Raw genomic sequence first — 22347 nt, 5'->3', positions numbered from 1 at the left:
GGTTTGTGCGGCTGTATGTCCGACAATTCTATAAATGTGAACAGTGATCAATGGCAAGCGCGGCCCGGGCCAGACTTCGCCCGGGCCGCGCTTGGCCGGAATTAGAAGGTCAGGCTCCAGCTGTCGATGGAGCCCGTGTCGTAGCGGGCGACGTCCTGGACCTTGAGGTTCCAGGTGCCGTTCATCGCCTCGCTCGACAGGTTCACCGTGTAGGTGGTGTCGATGTTGTCGGCCGAGTCGTTGGAGCTGGTGTTCTTCAAGCGGTACGCGGTGCCGTCGGGGGCGACCAGGTCGACCACGACGTCACCCCGCCAGGTGTGTTTGATGTGGACCTCGACCGGGGTGCCGGACGGGGCGTTGCCCGCGCAGCCGCTGACGTTGATCGAGCTGGTGACCGCCGCGCCGCCGTCGGGGATGGCCACGTCGGTGTCGTTGGTCTTCTTGCCGCAGCCGGGCGGCGGGGGCGGCGGCGGGGTGCCACCGCCGTAGGGGTTGGCCGCCTTCTTCGCCGAGTAGACCAGCATGGGCTTCACCTTGGGCCACCACGTGCTCTGCTGGCAGCTGAAGGCGGGCACGAAGCCGCCGCAGGTGCCGCTGGCGCCGCCGATCTCCCAGACGAAGCTGGCCACGCCGAGCTCGTCGTAGACCCAGTCGTCGGTCGAGCCGCCCGCGTTGTAGAGGACCTCGCCCGGCTGGCCGTAGCCCCAGCCGCCCGCGATCTGGGCCATGTCCTTGGCCATGCCGCGCAGTGCGGCGTCGTTGCCGGTCTTCTGCGCCGTGGTGGAGCCCCACGGGAACAGGACCAGGTTGGAGTAGCTGTGCATGCTCAGCACGACGCCCTTGGTGTCGGCCGGGGCCGGGGTGGTCATGCCGCCGTCGCGGCGGTCCGGGTACAGCTGCTTCCACAGTCCTTGCAGCGCCCTGGTTTCGACCTCGGAGTTCGCCGCGGTGCCCCGGTAGGTCTGGTCGCACTTCGACGCGCTGCTGCCGGTGCCGTAGCCGGAGCTGGTGTTGCGGTTGAGGTCGACGCCGTTGCTGTCGGCGGCGCAGCCAGAGCCGTTGGCGTTCTTGCGCTGCAGGATGGGCGAGTTGCCGCCCTGCTGCACGATGTCCACGCCGTCGGGGTTGGCGATCGGGACGACCCAGACCTCGGTGGTGTCAAGGATGGAGGTGATCTCGGCGTTGTTGCCGTAGCCGGTGACCAGCTCGTCGATCCAGCGGTAGGCGACGTCGCCGGTGGTGATCTCGCGGGCGTGCAGCTGGCCCATCACGAACAACCGCGGCTTGGCGGCGCTGGGCGTGCGGGCGCAGTCGCCGGAGACCTTCTTGGTGATGCAGATGGCGCGCAGGTCATAGCCGCCAGCGCCCTGGGTCTTGCGCCACGAGTCGCCGTAGTCGACCACGGTGGCCAGGCCGGGGTACTGCGACGCCACCGAGTCAAGGTGGGCGTACTGGGCGTTCACCGTGCGGTAGCCGCCGTAGTAGGTGTCGGCCATGTCGGCCGCGGTGTAGCTGGGGGACTGCCAGCGCTTGGCCGGCGGAGTCCACTGTGGAGCCTGGACCACCTGGTCGACCGCGGCGCTGAACCCGGCCGCGCGCAGCCGCTCACCGACGCGCGCGTCACCGGCGACGAACAGGTCTTGGCCGTCACGGGTCTCCAGGACGTCGAAGCCCTTGCCGAGCAGGTCCTGCGCGGCGGCCCCCAGTGGGGCGTGGACCCGGTACACGTAGGCCGGTCCGGGCGCGGCGGCTGTCGGGGTAGGCGTGGCCTGGCCGGGCAGCGTGCCCAGCAGCAGGGCCCCAGCGGCCGCCACGGCGCCCGCCGCGGCGAGTACCGCTCGTCGTTGTCGTGCCACTTCGTTCCTCCAATATGCGGGGTGCGGAGAACGCACCCACAATTGGGGATGACGCAGTGATCTGACAACAAAGTGGGAACTGGGCAAATTCACACCAGAACTGTGAAGGCCCAAATCGGATCAGTTCACCCACAGCCGCCCACCCGCGACGACGAAGAGTTTTCCGCTTACCACGGCGGTGGCGGTGACCGGCCCAGAGGGCCCACGCAGTTCTGTGGTAGAGCCGCCGATCCGCACCAATTCGACCCTGCCCCCATTGGTGACGACCAGTGCGGGCCCGCCGTCCACCTCGACCGGCGCGGCCAAATGGTCTTTGTCGCTGATCTGGATTTCGGGCAGCCCGCCGACCCGCGCCCAACCGCCGTCGAACCGCCACGCGGCGAGCTTGCCGTCGACCTGCCCGGCCACCAGACAGTTCCGACCCCAGCAGCGGACAGCCATCGCGGTGGCCGACGAACCCGCGTCCGGGAGTGTGGTCACGGACCACACACCCGGCGTCGACCGCCACACGACAGGTTCGATCCGGTCGGCCAGCCGCCAGCCCGCGATGAGCACGCCTTGGTCGAGACCGGTGGCCGCGGTGGCGAACCCGAGCGCGCCGGGCTTGCTTTCCAGGGTGGTGCCCGCTGAGGACTGCCGCGTCCAGGTGTCGCCTTGTCCGGTCCACACCGCCACGTCGAGTCCGACCTGCGCGCTTTCCCAAGACCCGACGAGAACGGTCCCGGCAGGCGTGGCGGCGGCGTCGACCTGATCACCGGCGCCCCAGCCGCCGAAGGTGCTGAAGGCTTGCGGCTGCTCGGCCATTCCGTCGGCGGTGCCCGCCCAGACACTCCAGCGAACGTTGCCGTGCGCCCCACCACGTTCTCCACCGACGGCGACGTAGCGTCCGTCGCGGGCGGTGATCGACTGCCAGGTCGCTAGCAGCCCATAGGGACTCGCGGCGCGGACAGGAATCTCGGTGGTCGTGCCGTCTGCGGCTCGCCGGACCAGCGCGGGCACCAGCGATTGACCTTCTCGGCGGAGGCCGACGAGGAGGCTGCCGTTGTCGGCGGTGAGGGTGACAGGGATGCCGGGAACTCTGACCTCGGCCATGGCGGGCTGGGCGGGCGCTGAGCAACCAGCCAGTAGTAGCGCCGCCAACAGCAGTCGCCCGGCAGTCCCCATGATCCAAGGATATCCACGCCCACCGACAACGGCGCATCCGTGACTCTGCGGCGAGATTAGGCAGTAGGCGGTGGTGCCCGGTGCACCGTTATCACGGACCGCCGGGGCGACGCGACCCGCCTCTCGCGCGAGAACCCCGACAAGAGGGTTTCCACCATTGTCTTTGGCGGAAAAGTCGCAAAGCGGCGAGCGAATCCGCACCTCATGGAGATGGCGGGAAACGTGGGCGTAGCCTATAAGGATATTAGAGAATATGGTCTGGCCGAGGCCAATCTGCGGGTGGCGATCGCGGCGGGAGGTCGGGGGTGACTCTCGCGACACCGTGCTCTATCTTGGAATGCTTTCTCGTCTGTATGTCAAGCTGGGTCGTTGGAAGAGGCAGCGAAGGCGCGAGAACAATCATTGCCTGCAGGATTGTATCCAGTAGAGCAAGTCGGCAATTGGAGTTGTTTTTCGCGAAGACGAGTCACTTGAACAGCGTCGTGATCCGCGAGGGTCCGGGCGGAAGTCCAGGCGTCCCTGAGCTAGTCGGTATCCGCCTGTGCGTGCCACTGCTCATACTGCGCAAACTTTTCGGCCGCGCGGTCGGCGATAGTCGAGCCCGGCAAGTTGTTCGCGGCAACGAAGAAGTTCAACGCGGCGATGACATCACCCAGTTCTTCGGTCAGGCGTTCCCGCAAGTCCGTACCATCCCAATGCGAGGTGGCTCCGCCCGCGCCAATTACTTTTCCGAAGACCTGGAGCAATTCGCCGCACTCCTCGATCGCCCGGCTCATTCCGGGCCACGAGTCACTCCCGATACTGTAAGGACCGGCGTTCGTTCCCATATGCCTTGCCCCTTTCTGCGAAGTCACATTAGACGGCGTCTACATACAGCCAGCGGCCGCCCTCACGAACGAACCGACTGTTCTCCCGCACAACCCCCGGCGTCCCATGCGCCTCATAGTGGGCCCGGAACTCGACCGTCCCCTCCGTATGGAACGGACCACCACCGCTCCGCCCCACGATCTCCAAGTGCGTCCACACGTCCGCCGGATCGATCGCGACCCGCTTAGGCCGAGTCGACGGATGCCAAGTCGCCAGCAGATAGTCCGCGTCGCCAACAGCGAACGCGCTGAACCGCGACCGCATGAGTTGCTCGGCGGTCGCGGCCAGCGCGTGGCCGTCGTGCAGTCGGCCACAGCATTCCGCGAGCGGGACGCCAAGCCCGCAGGGGCAGGGGGTGCTCATCCCCCGAGGATGTCAGCCCCAGATGGACGTCACCCATTCCGGGTGGTCGATGAACGGGTTGCGGTTGTGCTGGAACTGGTCGTAGATGACCTGGTTGCGCCGCTTCTCGAAGGTGTCCGGCGGGTCCTGCAGGTTCCACTGCCGCAGCACGGTCAGCTTGCCGATGTAGGGCGCGCTGCCGTTGTTGACGCTGTTGTTGACCTCAAGGTCCGGCCAGCCGTCGGTGCCCGCGTAGCGCACGGCCATGTAGAAGATCATCCGGGCGACGTCGCCCTTGACCGTGTCGCGGGGTTCCCAGGAGTCGGCGTCGGTGAAGCAGTCCTGGCATTCGGCGGCGGGGGAGCCGCCGAGGTCGAAGTCCTTGTTGCCGCGGTTGGGGTTGACGGTGACGTCCTCGGGGCGCAGGTGGTGGACGTCGGTGCCGGGGCCGGTCGCGGTGCCGAAGTCGCCGTGGGACTTGGCCCAGACGTGTTCGCGGTTCCAGTCGTTGACGCCGCCGCCGTTGGTCGACTTGCTCTGGGAGCGGCCGCTGTAGAGGAGGATGACGTTGTTGCTGTTGGCCGGGTCCTGGTCGGTGGCCTTGAGGGCGTTCCACACCTGGTCGTAGGACAGCTTGGTGTGCGGGGTGATGATCCGGTTCAACTCGTCCTTGAGCTGCTGGCCGGTCTTGCCGATGGCCGTCCGGTAGTACGTGCCGTCGTAGTCACCAGGGGTCGTGGTGGTCGGCGGCGCCGTGGTCGTGGTGGTCGGGGTGGTGCCGACCAGCGCGAACGCGGTCGTGGTGGTCAGGCCGGGGTGGGAGAAATAGGCGCTGAGCTTGCCGGTGACGTCGAGTTGCTTGCCCAGCAGACCCGGGTTGCTCTGCAGGCCGTAGCTCGCTCGGAAGCCCGTGGCGATCTGCACGTAGATCATCCGCGTGGTGCCGGTCTCGCCGGCCGAGTCGGCCAGCGCGAGGGCGTAGTCGTTGGGGAAGTTCGACCGGATCACGGTGCTGGTCGCGGTCGGCTGTCCGACCACGTAGCCGCGCACGGTGCCGGTTGCCCCGGTCTGCTGCGCGATCGCCTGCGCCACGGTGAGCGGCGCGGCGGCTCCGGCCGACGGTGCCTGCGTCCCGAACGCGACGGCGGCGACCAGGGTCGCCATGGCTAAGACGTTCCACCCGAACTTGCGCCGAATACTCATGCGGTCGCCCTTCCCCGACGGTGGCTACTCCGCGTTACCGCGGAGTAACTCGTTCGAGAAAAGAGTCTCACGGTCGGTCCTCTATCGAGTGAACGATCTGAGTCATTTCCCTGTCGAGCCGATGATCGTCAGAGCGCCGACGAAGTGTCCTCAAAGCCCCCGGCGTCGATGTTGATCCTGGTAGTTTCAAGTGGAACGGTGGGGAATTCGGGGTGGGGGGTTCATCCTCACCTCGACGCGACCCCTGCCGCTGGACGCCTACGCCTTTCGGGCCCGCCGCCGTTGAGCCAGATAGCACGTTGAGAGAAGACACCCCGTGGTGCATCGGTACAGACTGGGGCCCGCTCGTGCCAATCACCGTGCCCGGGACGTGTCGGGTGCCGTTCAAAGGATGGGGCGTGACACTGCCCGGCGGAGAGTGCGCCAAGGTCGCCTACGGCGGCCAGTTCGCGGGTGGTGGACACGGGTCGCTGTCGGGTCGCGACGGCCGGATCGCCCCTCGTCCGAGTCGCGGGCGGGTATCAGCAGAAGATTTTTCGCCGCGGCTGTCGATTCGTCGGTGGCCCGGGCGTCGTAGAGGTACGGGGCCGATCGAGCCCCGCCGAAATCGAAGTCGCAGGACATGAGGAGACCTCCAATGGTGGACAAGACCAACGCAAGCATCGAGCGGGGCACCGTGCCGGTCGCGCAGCTGCGCGCCACCGTCAAGGGCCAGGTACTCGTGCCCGGCGACGCCGGTTACGACGAGGCGCGGGTGGTGTACCTGGGCGACGTGGACCAGCGCCCCGCCGTCATCGTCCAGCCCGCCGACGCCGCCGACGTGGCGAGCGTCGTCACGCTGGCCAGGGCGAGCGAGGTGCCGCTGGCGATCAAGGGCGGCGGGCACAGCATCTTCTGCCTCGTCGAGGGCGGCATCGTCCTGGACATGTCGTCGCTGCGCGACCTCCAGATCGACACCGAGGCGCGCACCGCATGGGTCGAGGCGGGCCTGACCGCGGGCGAGTACACCAACGCCGCGGCCGAGCACGGCCTCGTCACCGGCTTCGGCGACACCGGCAGCGTCGGCCTCGGTGGCATCACCGTCGGCGGCGGCATCGGCTACCTGGTCCGCAAGCACGGCCTCACCATCGACGACCTGCTGGCCGCCGAGATCGTCACCGCCGACGGCCAGCTGCGCAAGGTCGACGCCGACAACGAGCCCGACCTGTTCTGGGCGATCCGCGGCGGTGGCGGCAACTTCGGTGTCGTCACCCGGATGAAGTTCCGGATGCACGAGCTGACCACGGTCACCGGCGGCCTGCTGGTCCTGCCGGGCACCGCCGAGGCCATCGCGGGCTTCGTCGAGCAGGCGCGGAAGGCCCCGGAGGAGCTGTCGAGCATCGTCAACATCATCCCGTCGCCGCCGATCCCGTTCGTGCCGGAGGAAATGCACGGCAAGCCGATCATCATGGCGATGCTGGTCTTCGCGGGTGAGGGCGAGGAGGCCGAGGAGGCGCTCGCGCCGTTCCGCGCGCTGGGCCCGGTCGCCGACATGATGCAGGCCATGCCGTACCCGGGCGTCTACCCGCCCGAGGAGGAGGGCTACCACCCGGTCGCCGCCTCCCGCAACCTCTTCGTCGACGACGTCGACCTCGACGACGCCGCGCTGATGCTCGACCGGATCACGTCCTCGACGGCGGACATGGCCGCGGTCCAGATCCGCGTGCTCGGCGGCGCGATGACCAAGGTCGCCGACGACGCGACCGCGTTCGCCCATCGCGATCGCAACATCATGGTCAACCTGGCCGCCATGTACAGCAACCCCGACGATGCCGCGGTGCACACCGCGTGGGTCCAGGACCTCACCGTCGCGCTGCAGAAGGGCGTGCCGGGCGTGTACGTCAACTTCCTGGCCGACGACAGCGAGGCCCGCATCCACGAGGCGTACCCGGAGCAGACCTGGGCGCGGCTGCGTGCGGTCAAGCGCACCTACGACCCGACCAACGTGTTCCGGGTGAACAACAACATCCCGCCCGCCACCGACTGACACCCTCGACCCTGGTGCGCCCCCGTCCTGCTTCTTGGACGGGGGCGCACTTGTGCGCGGCGCAGTTTAGGAGGCGCGCGTCAGGTCCGCGGGGTGACACATTCACATCCGTACCTCGGGCCCGGACTGACGACGTGTTTCCAGCCGGGCCCCTTGCCGCCGTGCTGCTCGGGAAGGTGTGCCATGACGTCAACGACCACAGGGGACGGTTCCGCCGTCACTCGACCGACCTTATTACCCTCGCTGACGAGCATGCGCTTTCTCGTAGCGGTGGCCATTTTCCTGTTCCACGCCACCGGTTACGTGTTGTTCACCTCCACCGAGGTGACCAGCAAGTACCTGGGTCTGGTCACCATGGGCGGTTGGGCGGGCATGAGCTTCTTCTTCATGCTCAGCGGTTTCGTGCTGACCTGGGTGTCCCGCCCGACGGACAAGGCCAAGACGTTCTGGCGCAGGCGCATGGCACGCGTGTTCCCCAACCACCTCGTCATGTTCATCGTGACCGCGATCCTCATGGTGTCCGTGCTGGGGCAGGCGTTCAACACCAAGTTCGCGCTGGCCAACATCTTCCTGGTGCAGGCGTGGTTCCCGCAGCTCGACGTCCGCATCGCCTTCAACGCGCCGTCGTGGTCGCTGTCGGCCGAGTTGCTGTTCTACCTGTGCTTCCCGGTTCTGGTGACCCTGATCCGCAAGATCCGCCCGGAGCGGCTGTGGGCGTGGACGATCGGCATGCTCGCGGTGATCACGGTGGCCGTGCCGCTGGTGGTGAACCAGCTTCCGCGCACGAACGTGATCCCGTTCCTGGAACTGGGCATGGAGCAGTTCTGGGTGCTCTTCCAGTTCCCGCCCGTGCGCATGCTGGAGTTCATCGTTGGCATCCTGCTGGCCCGGATCGTGATGACCGGCCGCCGCGTTCCGGTGAGTTTCGGCGGCGCGGCGGCGATCTGTGTGGCCGCATACGCTGTGGGCCCGCAGTTCCCGGCGTCGTTCCGGATGGTCGCGGTCATGGCGGCTCCGCTGGCCCTGCTGATCGTCGCGGGCGCCAACGCCGATCTCAACCGCACCCGGCCGAGCTTCCTCTCCAGCGGCCCGATGGTCTACCTGGGCAACATGTCCTACGCGTTCTACTTGGTGCACCTGCAGGTGCTCATCTACGGCGCCCACTTCCTCGGCACCGGTGTGCCGGGCGGCACCGCGTTCGGGTTCGCCATGGTGGCGCTGCTGTTCGTGGTCGCCTGTGCGCTGTCGTGGCTGCTGATGGTGTGCGTCGAGCAGCCGCTGATGCGCCGCTTCGGCGCGCAGCCGCGGGCCAGGGTGGCGATCCCGGCACAGGCGGGTCCGCCGCGGCAGGAGTCGGCGGACCTGGCCTCGGTCACCGCGGGAGCTGAGCCTCCCGGCGGGAGCCGATGACCGAGCGGCAGTCCGTGGCGGGGGCCTGTGTGGCCCCCGCCCGCTGACCCGCGCCCGCTGGAAGTCGTTGTAGCGCAATTGCTTCATGGCCGCCCGCGATTTCTTTGGGAGTACGGCATCGAGAGAGATGCCCGTCTCATTCCGCCGTGTGAACCTGACTCCGACATCAGCGTGGACGCGGCGGCTCTGTCTACACAGGCCCTGTGCGTCCGGAACCGGTTGCGGGACCCGCGGCGGCGCGACGGCCCGCTCGACATGAAGGACAGACCGTGACCCAGGAACTGGAAAGAACACCGCTGAGCGCGGCTCCACCACCCCGCGGGAAGGGGGCCGCGCCCGCGAAGGCCCGCCGATTCTGGCAGCGGCCGTGGATCCTGCCGCTGTTCGTGGTCTCCGTGAGCTACATCGCGGTCACCGCGCTGCCGTACCTGGACAAGGCGACGGCGCCGCTGATGCCCCATGAGGGCTTCCAGGGGTACTACCCGACGCTGATCGCCCACATCGGGTTCGCCACCGTGGCGCTGCTGACCGCGATCTTTCAAGTCTGGCCGTGGCTGCGCCGACGTCATCCGGCCGTGCACCGTTGGGGTGGCAGGCTTTATGTGGTCACCGCGCTGACCGCGGGTGTGCTCGCCCTGGTGATCGTGCCCTACGCCCCGCCGGTCGGCCAGATCGGCGTCACGATGGCGACGCTGCTGTGGATGGGCTTCACGGCCATGGGATACATCCGCATCCGGCAGCGCCGCTACGCCGAGCACCGGCGGTTCATGCTGTACGCCTTCGCGATGGTGATGAACAACTTCTGGGGTTCGATCATCATCACCGTCGGCATGTCGCTGCCGGTCGTGGTCGATCCCAACTACTACCTTGAGGCGGCCCGCTGGGTCGGCTGGGTGGTCAACCTGATGGTGGTGCAGTGGTGGATCTACCGCACGGTCGGTCGGCCGGTGCGCTGAACGTATTCTCGCCAAAGAGAGGCCGGGCCCGCTGTCGCAAGCGGCCCGGCCTCTTCGTCGTCCCGGTGAAGTGTCCGAAGACGACGGAAGGGCTCTGGTCACCATCAGCGATGTCCTCTTTGGAGCGACGTCGGGTTTCGCCGCTGAGGCAGAGGAAGCACTTTCGGTGAGCTGATCGCGCGCGGGCGGTAGGCCGTTCGGCCGACTTCGCGTCCTCTGTATCGCCACACTCGCGGACGGCAGTGATGAGGATGCCTTGTCGCCGCGCGGAGTCCCACCATTGGTCGCATCCGACGTCGGCGATCCGCGCCGAGTCCGTGCGCGCCCGACGGTCGGCTTCCGGAGGTTGCGATGAGGTCCAAACCCACCAGTGCTTTAGCAGGCCAACAACGAACCGCCCCGACCGCAGGCGCCGCAGTGGACCGAGGGTCCCTGCGGCGCACGGCGTTCCTGTACCAGGACGGCGTCATGCTGGCCGCCACGGTGCGGGCGCTGGACGCCCTCGACCTGCTCGCCAGGGAACGGCCCCGGCGGGCCGACGACAACGGCTACCTGAGGGTCGCCTGGCGGTGTCTCGTAGCCGCGGGCTGGCTGACCGAGGACGCGCAGGGCACGTGGACGCTGGCAGGCCGGGCCGCGCTGCGGCGTCACCGCGACCAGTACGTCGCCGCGGGAGCCTTCCTCGCCCGCTTCGAGAGCACTGATCCGGAATTCTGGACCGAGCCGTGGGACGCCGACACGCTGGCCGACTTCGCCGCCCTGGTCGACGCCCACCTCGACTGGCGGACTGCCGTCGACCCCGCCGACCCGGCTGTCGCGCACCTGGACGGGGCGCTGGCCGTGCCCGCACTGCTCTCCCTGCGCGGGACTGGCGCCCTGGAGCACCCGGACGGCGAGATCGCCCGGTTCCTCACCTTCCTGGGCTGGCTCGACGGCGCCTACCAGTGGACCCCGCTGGGACACGCGGGCCGGGCCTTCGTCGACCACCTGGGCATGGTCGGGTCCTACCTGCCGCTGCTGTCCCGCCTGCCCCAGCTCTTCGGCGGCGAACTCGTCGTCGCCCCCGGCGAGGACGAGTGGCACTGCGAGCGGCGGCTCAACGTCCAGGCCAGTGCCGCGGCCCACCAGCGCTACTTCGCCGACGCCGACCCGGTGTTCCGCGACATCTTCACCGCCCCCACCCCACCGGCGTTCATCGCCGACATGGGCTGCGGCGACGGCAGCTGGCTGGCCCACCTGCACGCCATATTCGGCGACGAGATCCGCTATGTCGGCGTCGACATCAGCCCGGTGGCACTGGCCTCCGCGCGCGAGGTCCTGGCGGCGGCCGGGGTGCGCGACCCCATCCTGCTGACCGGCGAGATCGGCGACCCCGACGCGCTGCGCGACCAGTTGGCCGAGCACGGCCTGCGCATGTCCGACGGCCTGCACATCCGCTCGTTCACCGACCACGACCGCACCTACCGCGGCGGCGGCCCGTACGCGGAGGTGTCCGGCTGGGCGACCGGGGCCTACATCGGCCCCGACGGATCACCGCTGACCGCCGTCGAGGTCGAGGCCGACCTGGTCGCCCACCTCGCCCGCTGGGCCCCGCACGTGGGCACTCACGGGATGGTCGTGCTGGAGGCGCACTGCGTGGCCCCCCAGGTGACCAGACGCAACCTCGGCGCCCTCCACTCAGTCGCCTTCGACGCCTATCACGGCCTGTCCCATCAATACCCGGTCGAATACCAGTCGTTCGTGCGTGCCTGCCGACTGGCGGGCCTGGAGCCGACCACCCACCTCGAACGCCGATACCCGACCTCCCGCCCCTTCGTCGCGGTGTCACTCAACCGCCTGACCCAGGTGCGGCCCCTCCCGAAGTTCACCGCCAAGCCCCGCCAAGACACTTGGCAATCCGATCCGAACCCCGACCTCACCGACGGCGTAGCTCTCCATGAGCTCCTATATGTCGACGGTGACCTCACCCGCCCCCGAGGCTGGGGCGCGGGCGCCACCGGCGTGGTCGTCCACGACACCCTCCGCGCCGTCGAGGCCCGGATCACCCTCGCCCGCCCCGGCACGGCGGTCCGAGTGCTCGATTACGGCGCGGGCACCGGTCTGGCCTCCCTGGAACTGATTCGAGCCTTCGTCCAACACCGCGTCGAGGAACGACTGGCCGATCGAGGCGCCACCCTCGAATTGCACGTCGTGGACATCCCGTCGCCGTGGTTCGCCCAGGGCTTCGAGTTACTGAAAGACGTGCCCTTCACCAGATTCCACGCGCTCACCGACCCGGAGGGCAAATTCAGAACCCTGCGCGACGTGACTGGCGGCGAACAGGTCGACGTCGTGGTCGCCAATATGGTCTTCCACCTACTCAACGCGAACGCCATGCGCTACGCCGCCGAGTCCATCGCCGGGGTATTGGGACTGGGCGGACTTCTGGCCTTCAGCGCACCAGACCTGGCGCCCGCCACCGAACACTCACTCCTGTTCCATGACCCAAACCGCCTCCTGCGCAGGCACTGGTTGGCCGCCCTGGACAGTGACGACCCAGCCGCACTTCCCCAGGTGGTTCAGGAAGCGATCGCCTCGGTGAGCCCCGAATCCCGAGCCAATGGCCAACGTCGCGCCAACCGCCGCATCCTGCCCAGCCCCCGCACGGTGTCGTCGGTCGAGACAGCCCTGGCCCCTCATTTCATCGGCCAAACCCACCGCCGAACCGATGAACTGCTTACCGAGGAAAGCCTGATGACCGCCCTGGTACCCGCCAACCAGGGCGAATACCTCTCTGAGGTGACTGACCCTGACCTGCGCAGCGCCCTGATCCGGCACATCGTCACAGAACAGGTGCTGCCAGAACTGATGGCAGGCCCAGCCGGAACAGCCTTCGGCCTCAACATCGCCTGGACAACAGGCCACTACTACCGCCGCTAACCGGAGAAGGTCCGGTGTGCTGAAAGAATCAGCACACCGGACACCCACCAAAGCCGCACCCAACCCACAGAGCAGCATCGGGTGAAACTGGGCGATCACGCTTTGTCTGGGGGGACGACGGCCCTAAGCTGCCTGGCGTGTGGGGTGCCTTATCCGCCACCGCTTTTTCCCCACAGGGCCGTCGTAGGGGCCCCAGGCAAAGCGTGATCGCCCAGTTTCACCCGATGGTGCGGCCAGCACCGACGCGCAGGGAACCTCAACGCACCTGCTGATAGTGCAACGCGGTGATGCCGCAGTCGAATGGGGTGGCGGCGATCAAGCGGAGTCGCTGGTGGCTGCCGAGGTTGGGGAACACGGGCAATCCGGCGCCGATCGCCACCGGATTCACGAACAGATGCAGTTCGTCGAGCAATCCCTCAGCGATCAAAGACGCCACCAGCGTCCCCCCGCCGTACGCGATCATGTCCCCACCAGCCTGAGACTTCAGCCGCCGAACAGTCTCGGCAAGATCACCCCCAGCGACAACAGCGTTATCCCAAGGCGACTCCGTCAAAGAATTCGAGATCACGACCTTGGGCGTGCTGTTCATCTTGTCGATGCCTGCCTGAGACTCCCCCTCAGGCCCAGCCGCCCAAGCCGGAATGAACCCCTCAGCCAACTTCCGTCCCAACACGATGCAGTCGACCGGCGCGTCGAGCGCGTCCACATAGGCCGTGATGTCGTCCGTCCACGGATAAGTAGTCCAGTCCATCTCGCTGTTGGGCCCACCCATGAACCCGTCAGCGGTCACCTGGACTTGAAGTTTGAACTTGCGCATGACCCAAGCCTCGCCCCCCAAGTGGACACTCGCCACTCGGCCGCGCGAACAAGCCCGGACCAGGTTACGCCGCCGGCGGCACCGCCAGATCCAGCGCGATCTCCGTCAGGTGCCGCCCATAGTCCGACTGTCGCAACTCCAGCCCCAGTCGGTAGCAGGCCTCAGCGTCGATGAATCCCATCCGGAACGCGATCTCCTCCAGGCACGCCACCCGCTCACCCTGGTACTTCTCGACGAACCGAACATGCTGACTGGCCGCCAACAGCGAGTCATGGGTACCGCAGTCGAACCACTTGTAGCCCCGGCTCAGCTCAACGAGCCGCACTCGCCCCTGATTCAGGTACTCCAGGTTCACATCGGTGATCTCCAGTTCGCCACGCGGCGACGGGGCGATCTCCCGCGCGATGTCGACGACCTGGTTGTCGTAGAAGTAGAGCCCGGTGATCGCCTTGTTCGATCGCGGCCGTGTGGGTTTCTCCTCCAGCGAGACCAGTTTCCCCGTGGCGTCGACCTCTCCGATTCCGAACCGCTCCGGGTCGGACACGGGATAGCCGAACAGCGTGCAGCCGTCGAGCGACGCTCGGGAGCCGCGCAGCAGATCCGGGAATCCCGCGCCGTGGAATACGTTGTCGCCCAGGACAAGCGCTGAGCTGTCGCCGCCGATGTGGTCGGCGCCGATCAGGAACGCCTCGGCGATGCCGCGTGGCTCGTCCTGAACCGCGTAGGACAGGTTCAGGCCGAGCCTGGACCCGTCGCCGAGCAGGGTGCGCATGACCGGGACGGCCGTCGGTGTCGAGATGATCAGGATGTCGCGGATCCCGGACAGCATCAGCGTGGAGATCGGGTAGTAGACCAGCGGCTTGTTGTAGATGGCGAGCAGTTGCTTGGACGTCGCCACGGTCAGTGGAAACAGGCGCGTGCCGCTGCCCCCGGCGAGGACGATTCCCTTCATCACGATCCGTTCGTCGGTGTCGTCGGTACGGGTCAGGCGGACTCGGTCACCGCGGGCTGCTCGGCGGCCTTGCCGGTCGGGAGCACGTGTCGCAGGGCGGTGGCGGCCAGGATCGCCAGGCCGAAGGTGACCGCGGCGGTGACCCACGCGGTGCTGTTCAGCGCGCTGGCCAGGGCGTTGTGTGCCGCGGTGGTCAGGTCGACCGCCGCCTGTCCGTCGAGCTGCCGCACGGCGGTCGCGGCCCCGGCGGCGCTCTCCCGAGCGGCCTCGGCCACGTCGGCGGGCAGCCCGGACGGCATCGCCTCGCTGACCTCGCCGCGGTAGACCGACATGCCCAGCATGCCGATCACCGCCACGCCCATCGCGACGCCGAACTCCGCGGAGGTCTCGTTCACCGCCGCGGCCGAGCCCGACTTCTCCTGCGACACCGAGCCCATGACCAGGGTGGCCGCCAGCCCGGCGGCCGGGCCGATGCCCGCCGACACCGCGACCAGCCCGCCCACCAACAGCCCAAGGTCGCCCTCGCCGCCGACCTGCGCGACGGCGACGTAGCCCGCGGCCACGATCAGCAGCCCGACCGCCATCACGTATCCGGGTCGGAATCTGCGCGCGAGCACCGGCGCCACCTGGAGGCTGACCAGCGTGGTCAAGCCCATCGGGATCATCCACAGCGCGGCCTTCAGCGGCGGCAGCTCCTCGACCAGCTGCAGGTACATGTAGACGAACAGGAACGCCCCGGACAGCAACCCGGAGAAGCTGGTCATCGTGATCGCCGCGCTGAACGTGCGGTCGCGGAACAGTCGCAGGTCCAGCAGCGGATTGGGCAGCGCGCGCTGGCGGCGCAGGAACAGCGCGCCGAAGACCACGCCCACGACGACGGCCAGGATCGCCAGGGCGCTCGGGCCGTTGCGCGAGATCTCCTTGAGCCCGTAGATGAACGGCAGGATCCCCGCCAGCGAGAGTCCCACGCTGGCCATGTCGATCCGGCCCGCGTCGGGGTTTCGGTACTCGGGCAGCGTCTTGGGCCCGATGGCCAGCAGGAGCACGGCGACCGGCAGTGCCAGCAGGAACACCGAGCCCCACCAGAAGTACTCCAGCATGACCCCGCCGATGATCGGGCCGAAGATCGTGCCGCCGAGGAAACATCCCATCCAGACGCCGATCGCCATGGCCTGCTGCTTGGGGTCCTTGAACATCTGCGTGAGCAGGGACAGCGTCGATGGCATCAGCGTGGAGCCCGCGATCCCGAGCAACGCCCTGGCGGCGATGAGCATCTCCGCGTCGGTGGAGTAGGCGGCCAGGATCGATGCGACGGCGAACGCGGCCGAGCCGATGAGTAGAAGCCGCCTGCGGCCGACCAGGTCGCCCAGGCGGCCCATGGTGACGAGCAAGCCCGCGATCATGAACCCGTAGATGTCGATGATCCACAGCTGCTGCACGCTGTCGGCGCCCAGGTCGGAGCCCAGATGCGGCAGCGCGAGGTAGAGCACGCTCATGTCCAGGGCCAGCAGGATGGTGGGCAGGGCCAGCACGGCCAGGCCCACCATCTCCCGCCGTCCCGCTCGTTCGCCCTGGTCTGCCGCGGAGGACGTGTGCACGGGTGCTCCTTCTGCGATCATCGAAGTGTCTTAGCTGGCTTCCAAATAGCGGGTGTTCGACCCGACGGGGGCGACCCGGCGCGTGGCCCGCATGGTCACCGGGGTCTCGCCGCGGCCGATGCCGCGGTAGGCGTACCCGGCCGCGCGCAGCTCGGCGATCTTGTCCTTCGGGTAGTAGGCGCGACCGTCGAACAGCAGGCACGACTCGGCGACCGGGAGCGCGGCGAAGTCGATGTCGTGGAAGTCCCGGTGCAGAGCCAGGATCGCGACACAGTCGGCGCCGCGCACCGTGTCGTCCAGGGAGGTCTCCAGGTCCTGGCCGAACAGCGTGGCCGCGGCCGCCTGGTCGACCAGTGGGTCGTAGAGGCGCACGGTGGCGCCGTTGGCGACCAGGGTCTCGATCACGCCCTGGGTCGGGGTGGCGCGCAGGTCGCCGGTGTCGTTCTTGAACGCCAGGCCCAGCACGGCCACTGTGGACGCCGCCGGTTCCTTGCCGAGCTTGGCCAGCTCGTCGAAGACCAGCTCTGCGGTGTACTCCGGCATCCCGGCGTTGACCTGCCTGCCCGCCGCCGCGGTCTGGATCCGCACGCCGTGCTCGTCGGCGGTGCGCCACACCATCCACGGGTCCTTGGTCAGACACGACCCGCCGACGCCGACGCTCGGCATCAGAATGTTGACGTTGCCCTTGCCCTTGGGGATGGTGTTCGCCGCGGCGATCACGTCGAGCACGTCGGCGCCGTAGAGCGCGCACAGCTTGGCCAGCTCGTTGGCCATGGCGATGTTGAGGTCGATCCACCAGTTGTCGGCCAGCTTCACGATCTCGGCGGCCTCCAGGGTGTCCATCGGCAGGATCTCGACGCCCAGAGTGCGCCGCCACAGCTCGCCGACCGACGCGGCGCAGTCCTCGGTCAGTCCACTCGCGACGATCGGGAAGGTGCGCAGCTCCTGCAGGGCGGTGCCCTCCGCGAGCCGCTCCGGGGTGAAGGCCAGCCCGAAGTCCTTGCCCGCCACCAGCCCCCGCGTCTCCAACAGCGGGCCAAGCAGGTTGCGCGTTGTACCGGGCGGCACCGTGGACTTGAGCACGACCAACTGCCCGGGACGCAGGTGCTTGCTCAACTCCAGCGCGGCCCCCCGCAACTGCGCGTCGGCCAGCGAGCCGTCGTCGCGCACGGGTGTGCCGACGGTGATCAGCACGACGTCGGCGGCACCGACCTCGCCGGTGTCGGTGGTCACCCGCAGCCGCCCGGAGTCCAGGCCCGCGAACAGCATCTCGGCGAGACCGTGCTCGTTGAACCGGCACTCCCGCCGGTCGAGCTCCTCGACCAGCCGTGGATCGGTGTCGATCCCGACGACGTCGAACCCGCGTTCGGCCAGGGTCGCGGCGATGCAGGAACCCACATACCCGAAGCCGATGACCGCAACGGTGGGATCGGTGTGGTCGGAGAGAAAACGCATCTGCGTCTCCAATCGAAGACAATACGGGCTCACCACGATCGTCCTCACCGCCGCGTGCGCCAGGCATCTCCTGAGTTGCCCCCGCCCCGAATGCAGCATCGGTGAGGTGGGAGCCCGTCCGCCGCGACGATTACCGTTCGGGACGAGCGGTCGGCGAGCGAGGAACGGTGGTAGCGCGATGGCCCAGCCCGCAGAGCCAGTGCCCGGCACCATCCGGACCGTGTCGACGCGCGAGATTTATCGCAATCCGTGGCTGTCTGTGCGTGAGGACGTCATCGAGCGCCCGGACGGCACCCGAGGCATCTACTCGGTGGTTGACCGCCCCGACTTCGCCGTGGTCATCGCGGCGGAGCGCGGTGGCTTCCATATGGTTGAGCAGTATCGGTACCCGACTGGCGGGCGGCATTGGGAGTTTCCGCAGGGGACCTTCCCGCAGGGCCGAACGGGCACGGCGGAGGAACTGGCCCGTGCTGAGTTGGCCGAGGAGACCGGCGTGACGGCGCGGTCGTGGACCGAACTCGGCACACTCCACTCCTGGCACGGGGCCAGCGGGGAGCTGTGCACGGTGTTCCTGGCTACGGACTTGGCGGCGGGCCTGCCCCGGCGCGAACACGAGGAACAGGACATGCGCCACCGCTGGTTCCCGCGCGCGGAGTTTGAACGGATGATCAAGTCAGGCCAGATTCGCGACGATTCCACAGTGGCCGCATACCTACTGTTGACGCTGCACGAGCGCGCCTAGGCGCGCCTTGCTTTTGCTTTAGGGACCGCAGGTCCCTGCACTTCCCCCTGCACCCTCGTCCTGGCAATCCCTTATCCGGAAGCAGGCCTGTCAATGGTCAGCTTGCTGATCGCGCAGCGACGCCGCAGGCGCCATTGACAGGCCTGCTTCCGGATAAGACGCTGATTGACGAGGGAGCGGCCCGGTCTTCGGAGCCCGGACGAGTGCACTCGTCGGCGCACAACGAATGAGTGCACTCATTCGTTCTTCGACTGCTGGGGTCGCTCCCTCGTTTTCTAGCGTCTTGTCCGGAAGCAGCGCTGTCAAGGGCGCCTGCGGCGTCGCTGCGCGATCAGCGAGCTGACCCTTGACAGCGCTGCTTCCGGACAAGGGATTGCCAGGACGAGGGTGCTGGGGGAAGTGCAGGGACCTTTGGTCCCACAAGCAAAGCAAGGGCGGGCTTGCAGGGTTAGCCGCTGAACAGGACGCCCGCGATTGAGCGGGCGAGACCTTCTGGGTCGCGGTCCACATCGGACATCGCCCCGGTGATCCATAGCGTGGCGAAACCGTGCATCAGTGACCACGCGGCGACGGCGGCCAGCCCAGGGTCCGCATCGCCCGCGACGGTCCCTACCCCGCGCGTCAGCTCTGTGTTCGCCCGTTCGCGCGCGGCCACCACCTCAGAGTCATCGGCGTGATACAGGTCAGGCCGGAACATCACCTCGAAGTGCGCCCGGTGCCCGATCGCGAACCGCACATAGGCCACCCCCACCTCCCGGAAGTCCTCACTCGCCGCCCACGCTGAGACCAGTGCGTCGGCCAGCAGCCCGTATCCCTCGGCGGCGATGGCCGTCAGCAGCCCCGCCTTGTCGCCGAAGTGGTGCACCGGCCCGGCGTGGGACACCCCGGCCCGCCGGGCCAGGTCGCGCAGGCTCACCCCGCCGGTTCCGTGCTCGGTGATCGCTTCCACCGCCGCCGCCAGCACCGCCCGCCGCAGATCGCCGTGGTGATAGGCCCGCTTCGTCATGGCGCCACTCTATCTAGTCATTGACAAGATGGCAGTCGGAGGGCAATCTTGTCACTGACAAGTTCACCGAGAGGAACGCCGACATGGCACCGCTGATCATCCTGATCGTCACGACCCTGGCCCTGTTCGCGCTGGGCCGCGTGGGCGTTCGACCCCTGCGCCCCTGGCCGAACCCCCTGCGCGGCGGCGTCGCGGCCATGTTCACCGCCACCGGCATCGCCCACTTCGTCGGCATGCGGGAGGAGCTGATCCGGATGGTCCCGCCCGACCTGCCCGCCCCGGCCCTGCTCGTCACCGTCACCGGAATCCTCGAACTGGCCGGTGCCGTCGGCGTCCTCTGGCGACCCACCGCGCCGTGGGCGGCGGCCGGTCTCACCGCCATGCTCGTGGGCATGTTCCCGGCCAACATCTACGCCGCCAACCACGGCCTCTCGCCGTCGTTCGGCGATCAGCTGGCCCCCCGGACCGCCATGCAGGTCGTCTTCTTGGTCGCCACAATCGCGCTGGTCGTGCACTACCGGTCGGCGTTCAGCCGCAGCCGCGACACCGCCGAGAAGGGCGCAGTGCGCGGGTGACCGCCGGGCTGGCGGGACATGGTGCTGCCGCCAGCCCGGGGAGGTCAGGCGCCGACGTAGGCCGCGAGGTGTTGGCCGGTGAGGGTGGAGCGGTCGGCGACGAGTTTCGCGGGTGGGCCCTCGAAGACGATCTTGCCGCCGTCGTGGCCCGCGCCCGGTCCGAGGTCGATGATCCAGTCGGCGTGGGCCATCACGGCCTGGTGGTGCTCGATGACGATGACCGACTTGCCCGCGTCGACGAGTCGGTCGAGCAGGCCGAGCAGCTGTTCGACGTCGGCGAGGTGCAGGCCGGTGGTCGGCTCGTCGAGGATGTAGACGCCGCCCTTGTCGGACATGTGGGTGGCCAGCTTGAGCCGCTGCCGCTCGCCGCCGGACAGGGTGGTGAGCGGCTGGCCGAGGCTGATGTAGCCGAGGCCGACGTCGACGAGCCGGTTGAGGATGGCGTGCGCGGCGGGCGTGCGCGCCTCGCCGGTGTCGAAGAACTTCTCGGCCTCGGTCACCGACATCGCGAGCACCTCGCTGATGTCGCGGCCGCCGAGGTGGTAGTCCAGCACCGACGCCTCGAACCGCTTGCCCTCGCACTCCTCGCACGTCGTGGCCACGCCCGCCATCATCGCCAGGTCGGTGTAGATGACCCCCGCGCCGTTGCAGGTGGGGCAGGCGCCCTCGGAGTTGGCGCTGAACAGCGCGGGCTTCACGCCATTGGCCTTGGCGAACGCCTTGCGGATCGGGTCGAGCAGCCCGGTGTAGGTCGCCGGGTTGCTCCGCCGCGAGCCGCGGATCGCGGCCTGGTCGATCGACACGACGCCCTCGCCAGCGGGGATCGACCCGTGCACGAGCGAGCTCTTGCCCGAGCCCGCGACACCGGTGATGACGACCAGCACCCCCAACGGGATGTCGACGTCGACGTCGCGCAGGTTGTTGGCCGTGGCGCCGCGGATCTTCAGCGCGTCCGTGGACGTGCGCACCGTCTCCTTGAGGGCGGCACGGTCGTCGAGGTGGCGGCCGGTGAGGGTGTCGCTGGCGCGCAGTTCCTCGAAGGTGCCCTCGAAGCAGATGGTGCCGCCCGCCGCGCCCGCCCCGGGGCCGAGGTCGACGACGTGGTCGGCGATCGCGATCGCCTCCGGCTTGTGCTCCACCATGAGCACCGTGTTGCCCTTGTCTCGCAGCCGCAGCAGCAGGCTGTTCATGCGCTGGATGTCGTGTGGGTGCAAGCCGATGGTGGGCTCGTCGAAGACATAGGTGGTGTCGGTGAGCGAGGACCCCAGGTGGCGGATCATCTTGACGCGCTGCGCCTCGCCGCCCGACAGCGTGCCCGCGGGCCGGTTGAGCGACAGGTAGCCCAGTCCGATCTCCACGAACGAGTCGAGCGTGTGCGCCAGCTTGGCCAGCAAGGGCGCCACCGACGGCTCGGAGAGGCCGCGGACCCACGCGGCCAGGTCGCTGATCTGCATCACACACGCGTCGGCGATGCTGATCTTCTTGATCTTGGAGGACCGGGCGGCGGCGCTGAGCCGGGTGCCGTCGCAGTCGGGACAGGTGGCGAAGGTGACCGCGCGCTCCACGAACGCCCGGATGTGCGGCTGCATCGCCTCCTTGTCCTTGGACAGGAACGACTTCTGGATCTTCGGGATCAACCCCTCGTAGGTGAGGTTGACGCCGTCGACCTTGACCTTGACCGGGTCCTTGTAGAGGAAGTCGTTGAGTTCCTTCTTGGTGTACTTGCGGATCGGCTTGTCCGGGTCGACGAAGCCCGACTCGGCGTAGACCCGCACGGTCCAGAAGCTGTCGGACTTCCACCCGGGGATGGTGAACGCGCCCTCGGCCAGCGACTTGGAGTCGTCGTAGAGCTGGGTGAGGTCGATGTCGGAGACCTTGCCCCGGCCCTCGCAGCGCGGGCACATGCCGCCGGTGATGCTGAACTCGCGCCGCTCCTTCACCTTCTGGCCCGCGCGCTCCATGACCACCGCGCCCGCCCCGCTGATCGAGGCGACGTTGAAGGAGAAGGCCTGCGGCGACCCGATGTGCGGCTTCCCGAGCCTGCTGAACAGGATGCGCAGCATCGCGTTGGCGTCGGTGGCGGTGCCGACGGTGGACCGCGGGTCGGCGCCCATCCGCTGCTGGTCGACGATGATCGCCGTCGTCAGCCCTTCGAGCACGTCGACCTCGGGCCGCGCCAGCGTCGGCATGAAACCCTGCACGAAGGCGCTGTAGGTCTCGTTGATCATCCGCTGGGACTCGGCGGCGATCGTGCTGAACACCAGCGAGCTCTTGCCCGACCCGGAGACGCCGGTGAACACCGTCAGCCTGCGCTTGGGCAGCTCGACGCTGACGTCCTTGAGGTTGTTCACCCGCGCACCGTGCACGCGGATCAGGTCGTGACTGTCGGCGACGTGCTGCGCAGACGATCGCGTGTCCGCCCTCGCGGCCATGCTCATCTCCATCTGTTCGGTGGGGCT

17 protein-coding genes are annotated in these 22347 nt (G+C 68.2%); 6 read left to right on the top strand and 11 right to left on the bottom strand.

Annotated features, from left to right (window positions below):
* Positions 1–101: 101 nt before the first annotated feature.
* The 5 genes from BN1701_RS20580 to BN1701_RS38280 form a co-directional block, all read right to left on the bottom strand.
* Positions 102–1856: a M14 family zinc carboxypeptidase gene (locus tag BN1701_RS20580; RefSeq protein ID WP_231949660.1), complete on the bottom strand. Its 1755-nt coding sequence runs from the start codon at positions 1854–1856 to the stop codon at positions 102–104.
* Between the two features lie 120 nt (positions 1857–1976).
* Positions 1977–3020 carry a hypothetical protein gene (locus tag BN1701_RS20575; protein ID WP_067520809.1) on the bottom strand — a complete coding sequence of 348 codons (1044 nt, stop codon included), beginning with the start codon at positions 3018–3020 and terminating at the stop codon, positions 1977–1979.
* A 524-nt stretch (positions 3021–3544) separates the two neighbouring features.
* Complete coding sequence (locus BN1701_RS20570) at positions 3545–3796, bottom strand: MazG nucleotide pyrophosphohydrolase domain-containing protein (protein WP_054051297.1); 252 nt, start codon at positions 3794–3796, stop codon at positions 3545–3547.
* Between the two features lie 79 nt (positions 3797–3875).
* The gene (locus BN1701_RS20565; protein WP_054051295.1) at positions 3876–4250 is read right to left on the bottom strand and encodes a YchJ family protein; all 375 of its coding nucleotides are present in this window, start codon (positions 4248–4250) and stop codon (positions 3876–3878) included.
* Between the two features lie 12 nt (positions 4251–4262).
* Entirely contained in the window at positions 4263–5393 is a 1131-nt protein-coding gene (locus BN1701_RS38280; protein ID WP_197672238.1) for an endonuclease, read from the bottom strand.
* A gap of 676 nt (positions 5394–6069) precedes the next feature.
* On the opposite strand from BN1701_RS38280, the gene BN1701_RS20555 reads away from it, so the two are divergent.
* The 4 genes from BN1701_RS20555 (at position 6070) to BN1701_RS20540 (ending at position 12743) form a co-directional block, all read left to right on the top strand.
* A complete protein-coding gene (locus BN1701_RS20555) occupies positions 6070–7458 on the top strand; it encodes an FAD-binding oxidoreductase (RefSeq protein ID WP_054051290.1) in 1389 nt (462 codons plus the stop codon).
* Between the two features lie 252 nt (positions 7459–7710).
* On the top strand, positions 7711–8868 hold the full coding sequence (locus tag BN1701_RS20550; protein WP_172803294.1) for an acyltransferase: 1158 nt from the start codon (positions 7711–7713) through the stop codon (positions 8866–8868).
* 269 nt (positions 8869–9137) lie between these two features.
* The gene (locus BN1701_RS20545) at positions 9138–9824 is read left to right on the top strand and encodes a DUF2306 domain-containing protein (RefSeq protein ID WP_054051285.1); all 687 of its coding nucleotides are present in this window, start codon (positions 9138–9140) and stop codon (positions 9822–9824) included.
* Positions 9825–10241: 417 nt separating this feature from the next.
* Entirely contained in the window at positions 10242–12743 is a 2502-nt protein-coding gene (locus BN1701_RS20540) for a class I SAM-dependent methyltransferase (RefSeq protein WP_054051283.1), read from the top strand.
* Between the two features lie 256 nt (positions 12744–12999).
* Here the strand turns inward: BN1701_RS20540 and BN1701_RS20535 are convergent, their stop codons facing one another.
* The 4 genes from BN1701_RS20535 to BN1701_RS20520 form a co-directional block, all read right to left on the bottom strand.
* The gene (locus BN1701_RS20535) at positions 13000–13560 is read right to left on the bottom strand and encodes a dihydrofolate reductase family protein (RefSeq protein WP_054055991.1); all 561 of its coding nucleotides are present in this window, start codon (positions 13558–13560) and stop codon (positions 13000–13002) included.
* Between the two features lie 64 nt (positions 13561–13624).
* On the bottom strand, positions 13625–14512 hold the full coding sequence (rfbA, locus tag BN1701_RS20530; protein WP_054051282.1) for a glucose-1-phosphate thymidylyltransferase RfbA: 888 nt from the start codon (positions 14510–14512) through the stop codon (positions 13625–13627).
* A 32-nt stretch (positions 14513–14544) separates the two neighbouring features.
* Positions 14545–16110: an MFS transporter gene (locus BN1701_RS20525; protein WP_231949659.1), complete on the bottom strand. Its 1566-nt coding sequence runs from the start codon at positions 16108–16110 to the stop codon at positions 14545–14547.
* A gap of 30 nt (positions 16111–16140) precedes the next feature.
* Positions 16141–17565: a nucleotide sugar dehydrogenase gene (locus BN1701_RS20520; RefSeq protein WP_067520803.1), complete on the bottom strand. Its 1425-nt coding sequence runs from the start codon at positions 17563–17565 to the stop codon at positions 16141–16143.
* Positions 17566–17785: 220 nt separating this feature from the next.
* On the opposite strand from BN1701_RS20520, the gene BN1701_RS20515 reads away from it, so the two are divergent.
* Complete coding sequence (locus BN1701_RS20515) at positions 17786–18307, top strand: NUDIX domain-containing protein (RefSeq protein WP_369800578.1); 522 nt, start codon at positions 17786–17788, stop codon at positions 18305–18307.
* A gap of 448 nt (positions 18308–18755) precedes the next feature.
* Here the strand turns inward: BN1701_RS20515 and BN1701_RS20510 are convergent, their stop codons facing one another.
* Entirely contained in the window at positions 18756–19313 is a 558-nt protein-coding gene (locus tag BN1701_RS20510; RefSeq protein WP_054051276.1) for a TetR/AcrR family transcriptional regulator, read from the bottom strand.
* A gap of 83 nt (positions 19314–19396) precedes the next feature.
* On the opposite strand from BN1701_RS20510, the gene BN1701_RS20505 reads away from it, so the two are divergent.
* Positions 19397–19888, top strand: a complete 492-nt coding sequence (locus BN1701_RS20505) for a DoxX family protein (RefSeq protein WP_054055990.1) — start codon at positions 19397–19399, stop codon at positions 19886–19888.
* 44 nt (positions 19889–19932) lie between these two features.
* Here BN1701_RS20505 and BN1701_RS20500 read toward each other — a convergent pair whose 3' ends face one another.
* Positions 19933–22326, bottom strand: coding sequence for an excinuclease ABC subunit UvrA (locus BN1701_RS20500; protein WP_054051274.1), 2394 nt, complete (start codon positions 22324–22326; stop codon positions 19933–19935).
* Positions 22327–22347: the final 21 nt, after the last annotated feature.

Origin of the sequence: Alloactinosynnema sp. L-07, from assembly GCF_900070365.1 — a bacterium.
GTDB lineage: Bacteria > Actinomycetota > Actinomycetes > Mycobacteriales > Pseudonocardiaceae > Actinokineospora.
Note: the sequence above shows the minus strand (reverse complement) of the source record. Positions and strands in the feature narration are given on the sequence as shown.

Bases quoted from the DNA above. Each gene is read 5' to 3' on its own strand.
- BN1701_RS38280 (WP_197672238.1), bottom strand. From the start codon at position 5,393: ATGGCGACCCTGGTCGCCGCCGTCGCGTTCGGGACGCAGGCACCGTCG.
- BN1701_RS20510 (WP_054051276.1), bottom strand. From the start codon at position 19,313: ATGACGAAGCGGGCCTATCACCACGGCGATCTGCGGCGGGCGGTGCTG.
- BN1701_RS20550 (WP_172803294.1), top strand. From the start codon at position 7,711: ATGCGCTTTCTCGTAGCGGTGGCCATTTTCCTGTTCCACGCCACCGGT.
- BN1701_RS20520 (WP_067520803.1), bottom strand. From the start codon at position 17,565: ATGCGTTTTCTCTCCGACCACACCGATCCCACCGTTGCGGTCATCGGC.
- BN1701_RS20575 (WP_067520809.1), bottom strand. From the start codon at position 3,020: ATGGGGACTGCCGGGCGACTGCTGTTGGCGGCGCTACTACTGGCTGGT.
- BN1701_RS20570 (WP_054051297.1), bottom strand. From the start codon at position 3,796: ATGAGCCGGGCGATCGAGGAGTGCGGCGAATTGCTCCAGGTCTTCGGA.
- BN1701_RS20500 (WP_054051274.1), bottom strand. From the start codon at position 22,326: ATGAGCATGGCCGCGAGGGCGGACACGCGATCGTCTGCGCAGCACGTC.
- BN1701_RS20535 (WP_054055991.1), bottom strand. From the start codon at position 13,560: ATGCGCAAGTTCAAACTTCAAGTCCAGGTGACCGCTGACGGGTTCATG.
- rfbA (WP_054051282.1), bottom strand. From the start codon at position 14,512: ATGAAGGGAATCGTCCTCGCCGGGGGCAGCGGCACGCGCCTGTTTCCA.
- BN1701_RS20565 (WP_054051295.1), bottom strand. From the start codon at position 4,250: ATGAGCACCCCCTGCCCCTGCGGGCTTGGCGTCCCGCTCGCGGAATGC.
- BN1701_RS20505 (WP_054055990.1), top strand. From the start codon at position 19,397: ATGGCACCGCTGATCATCCTGATCGTCACGACCCTGGCCCTGTTCGCG.
- BN1701_RS20555 (WP_054051290.1), top strand. From the start codon at position 6,070: ATGGTGGACAAGACCAACGCAAGCATCGAGCGGGGCACCGTGCCGGTC.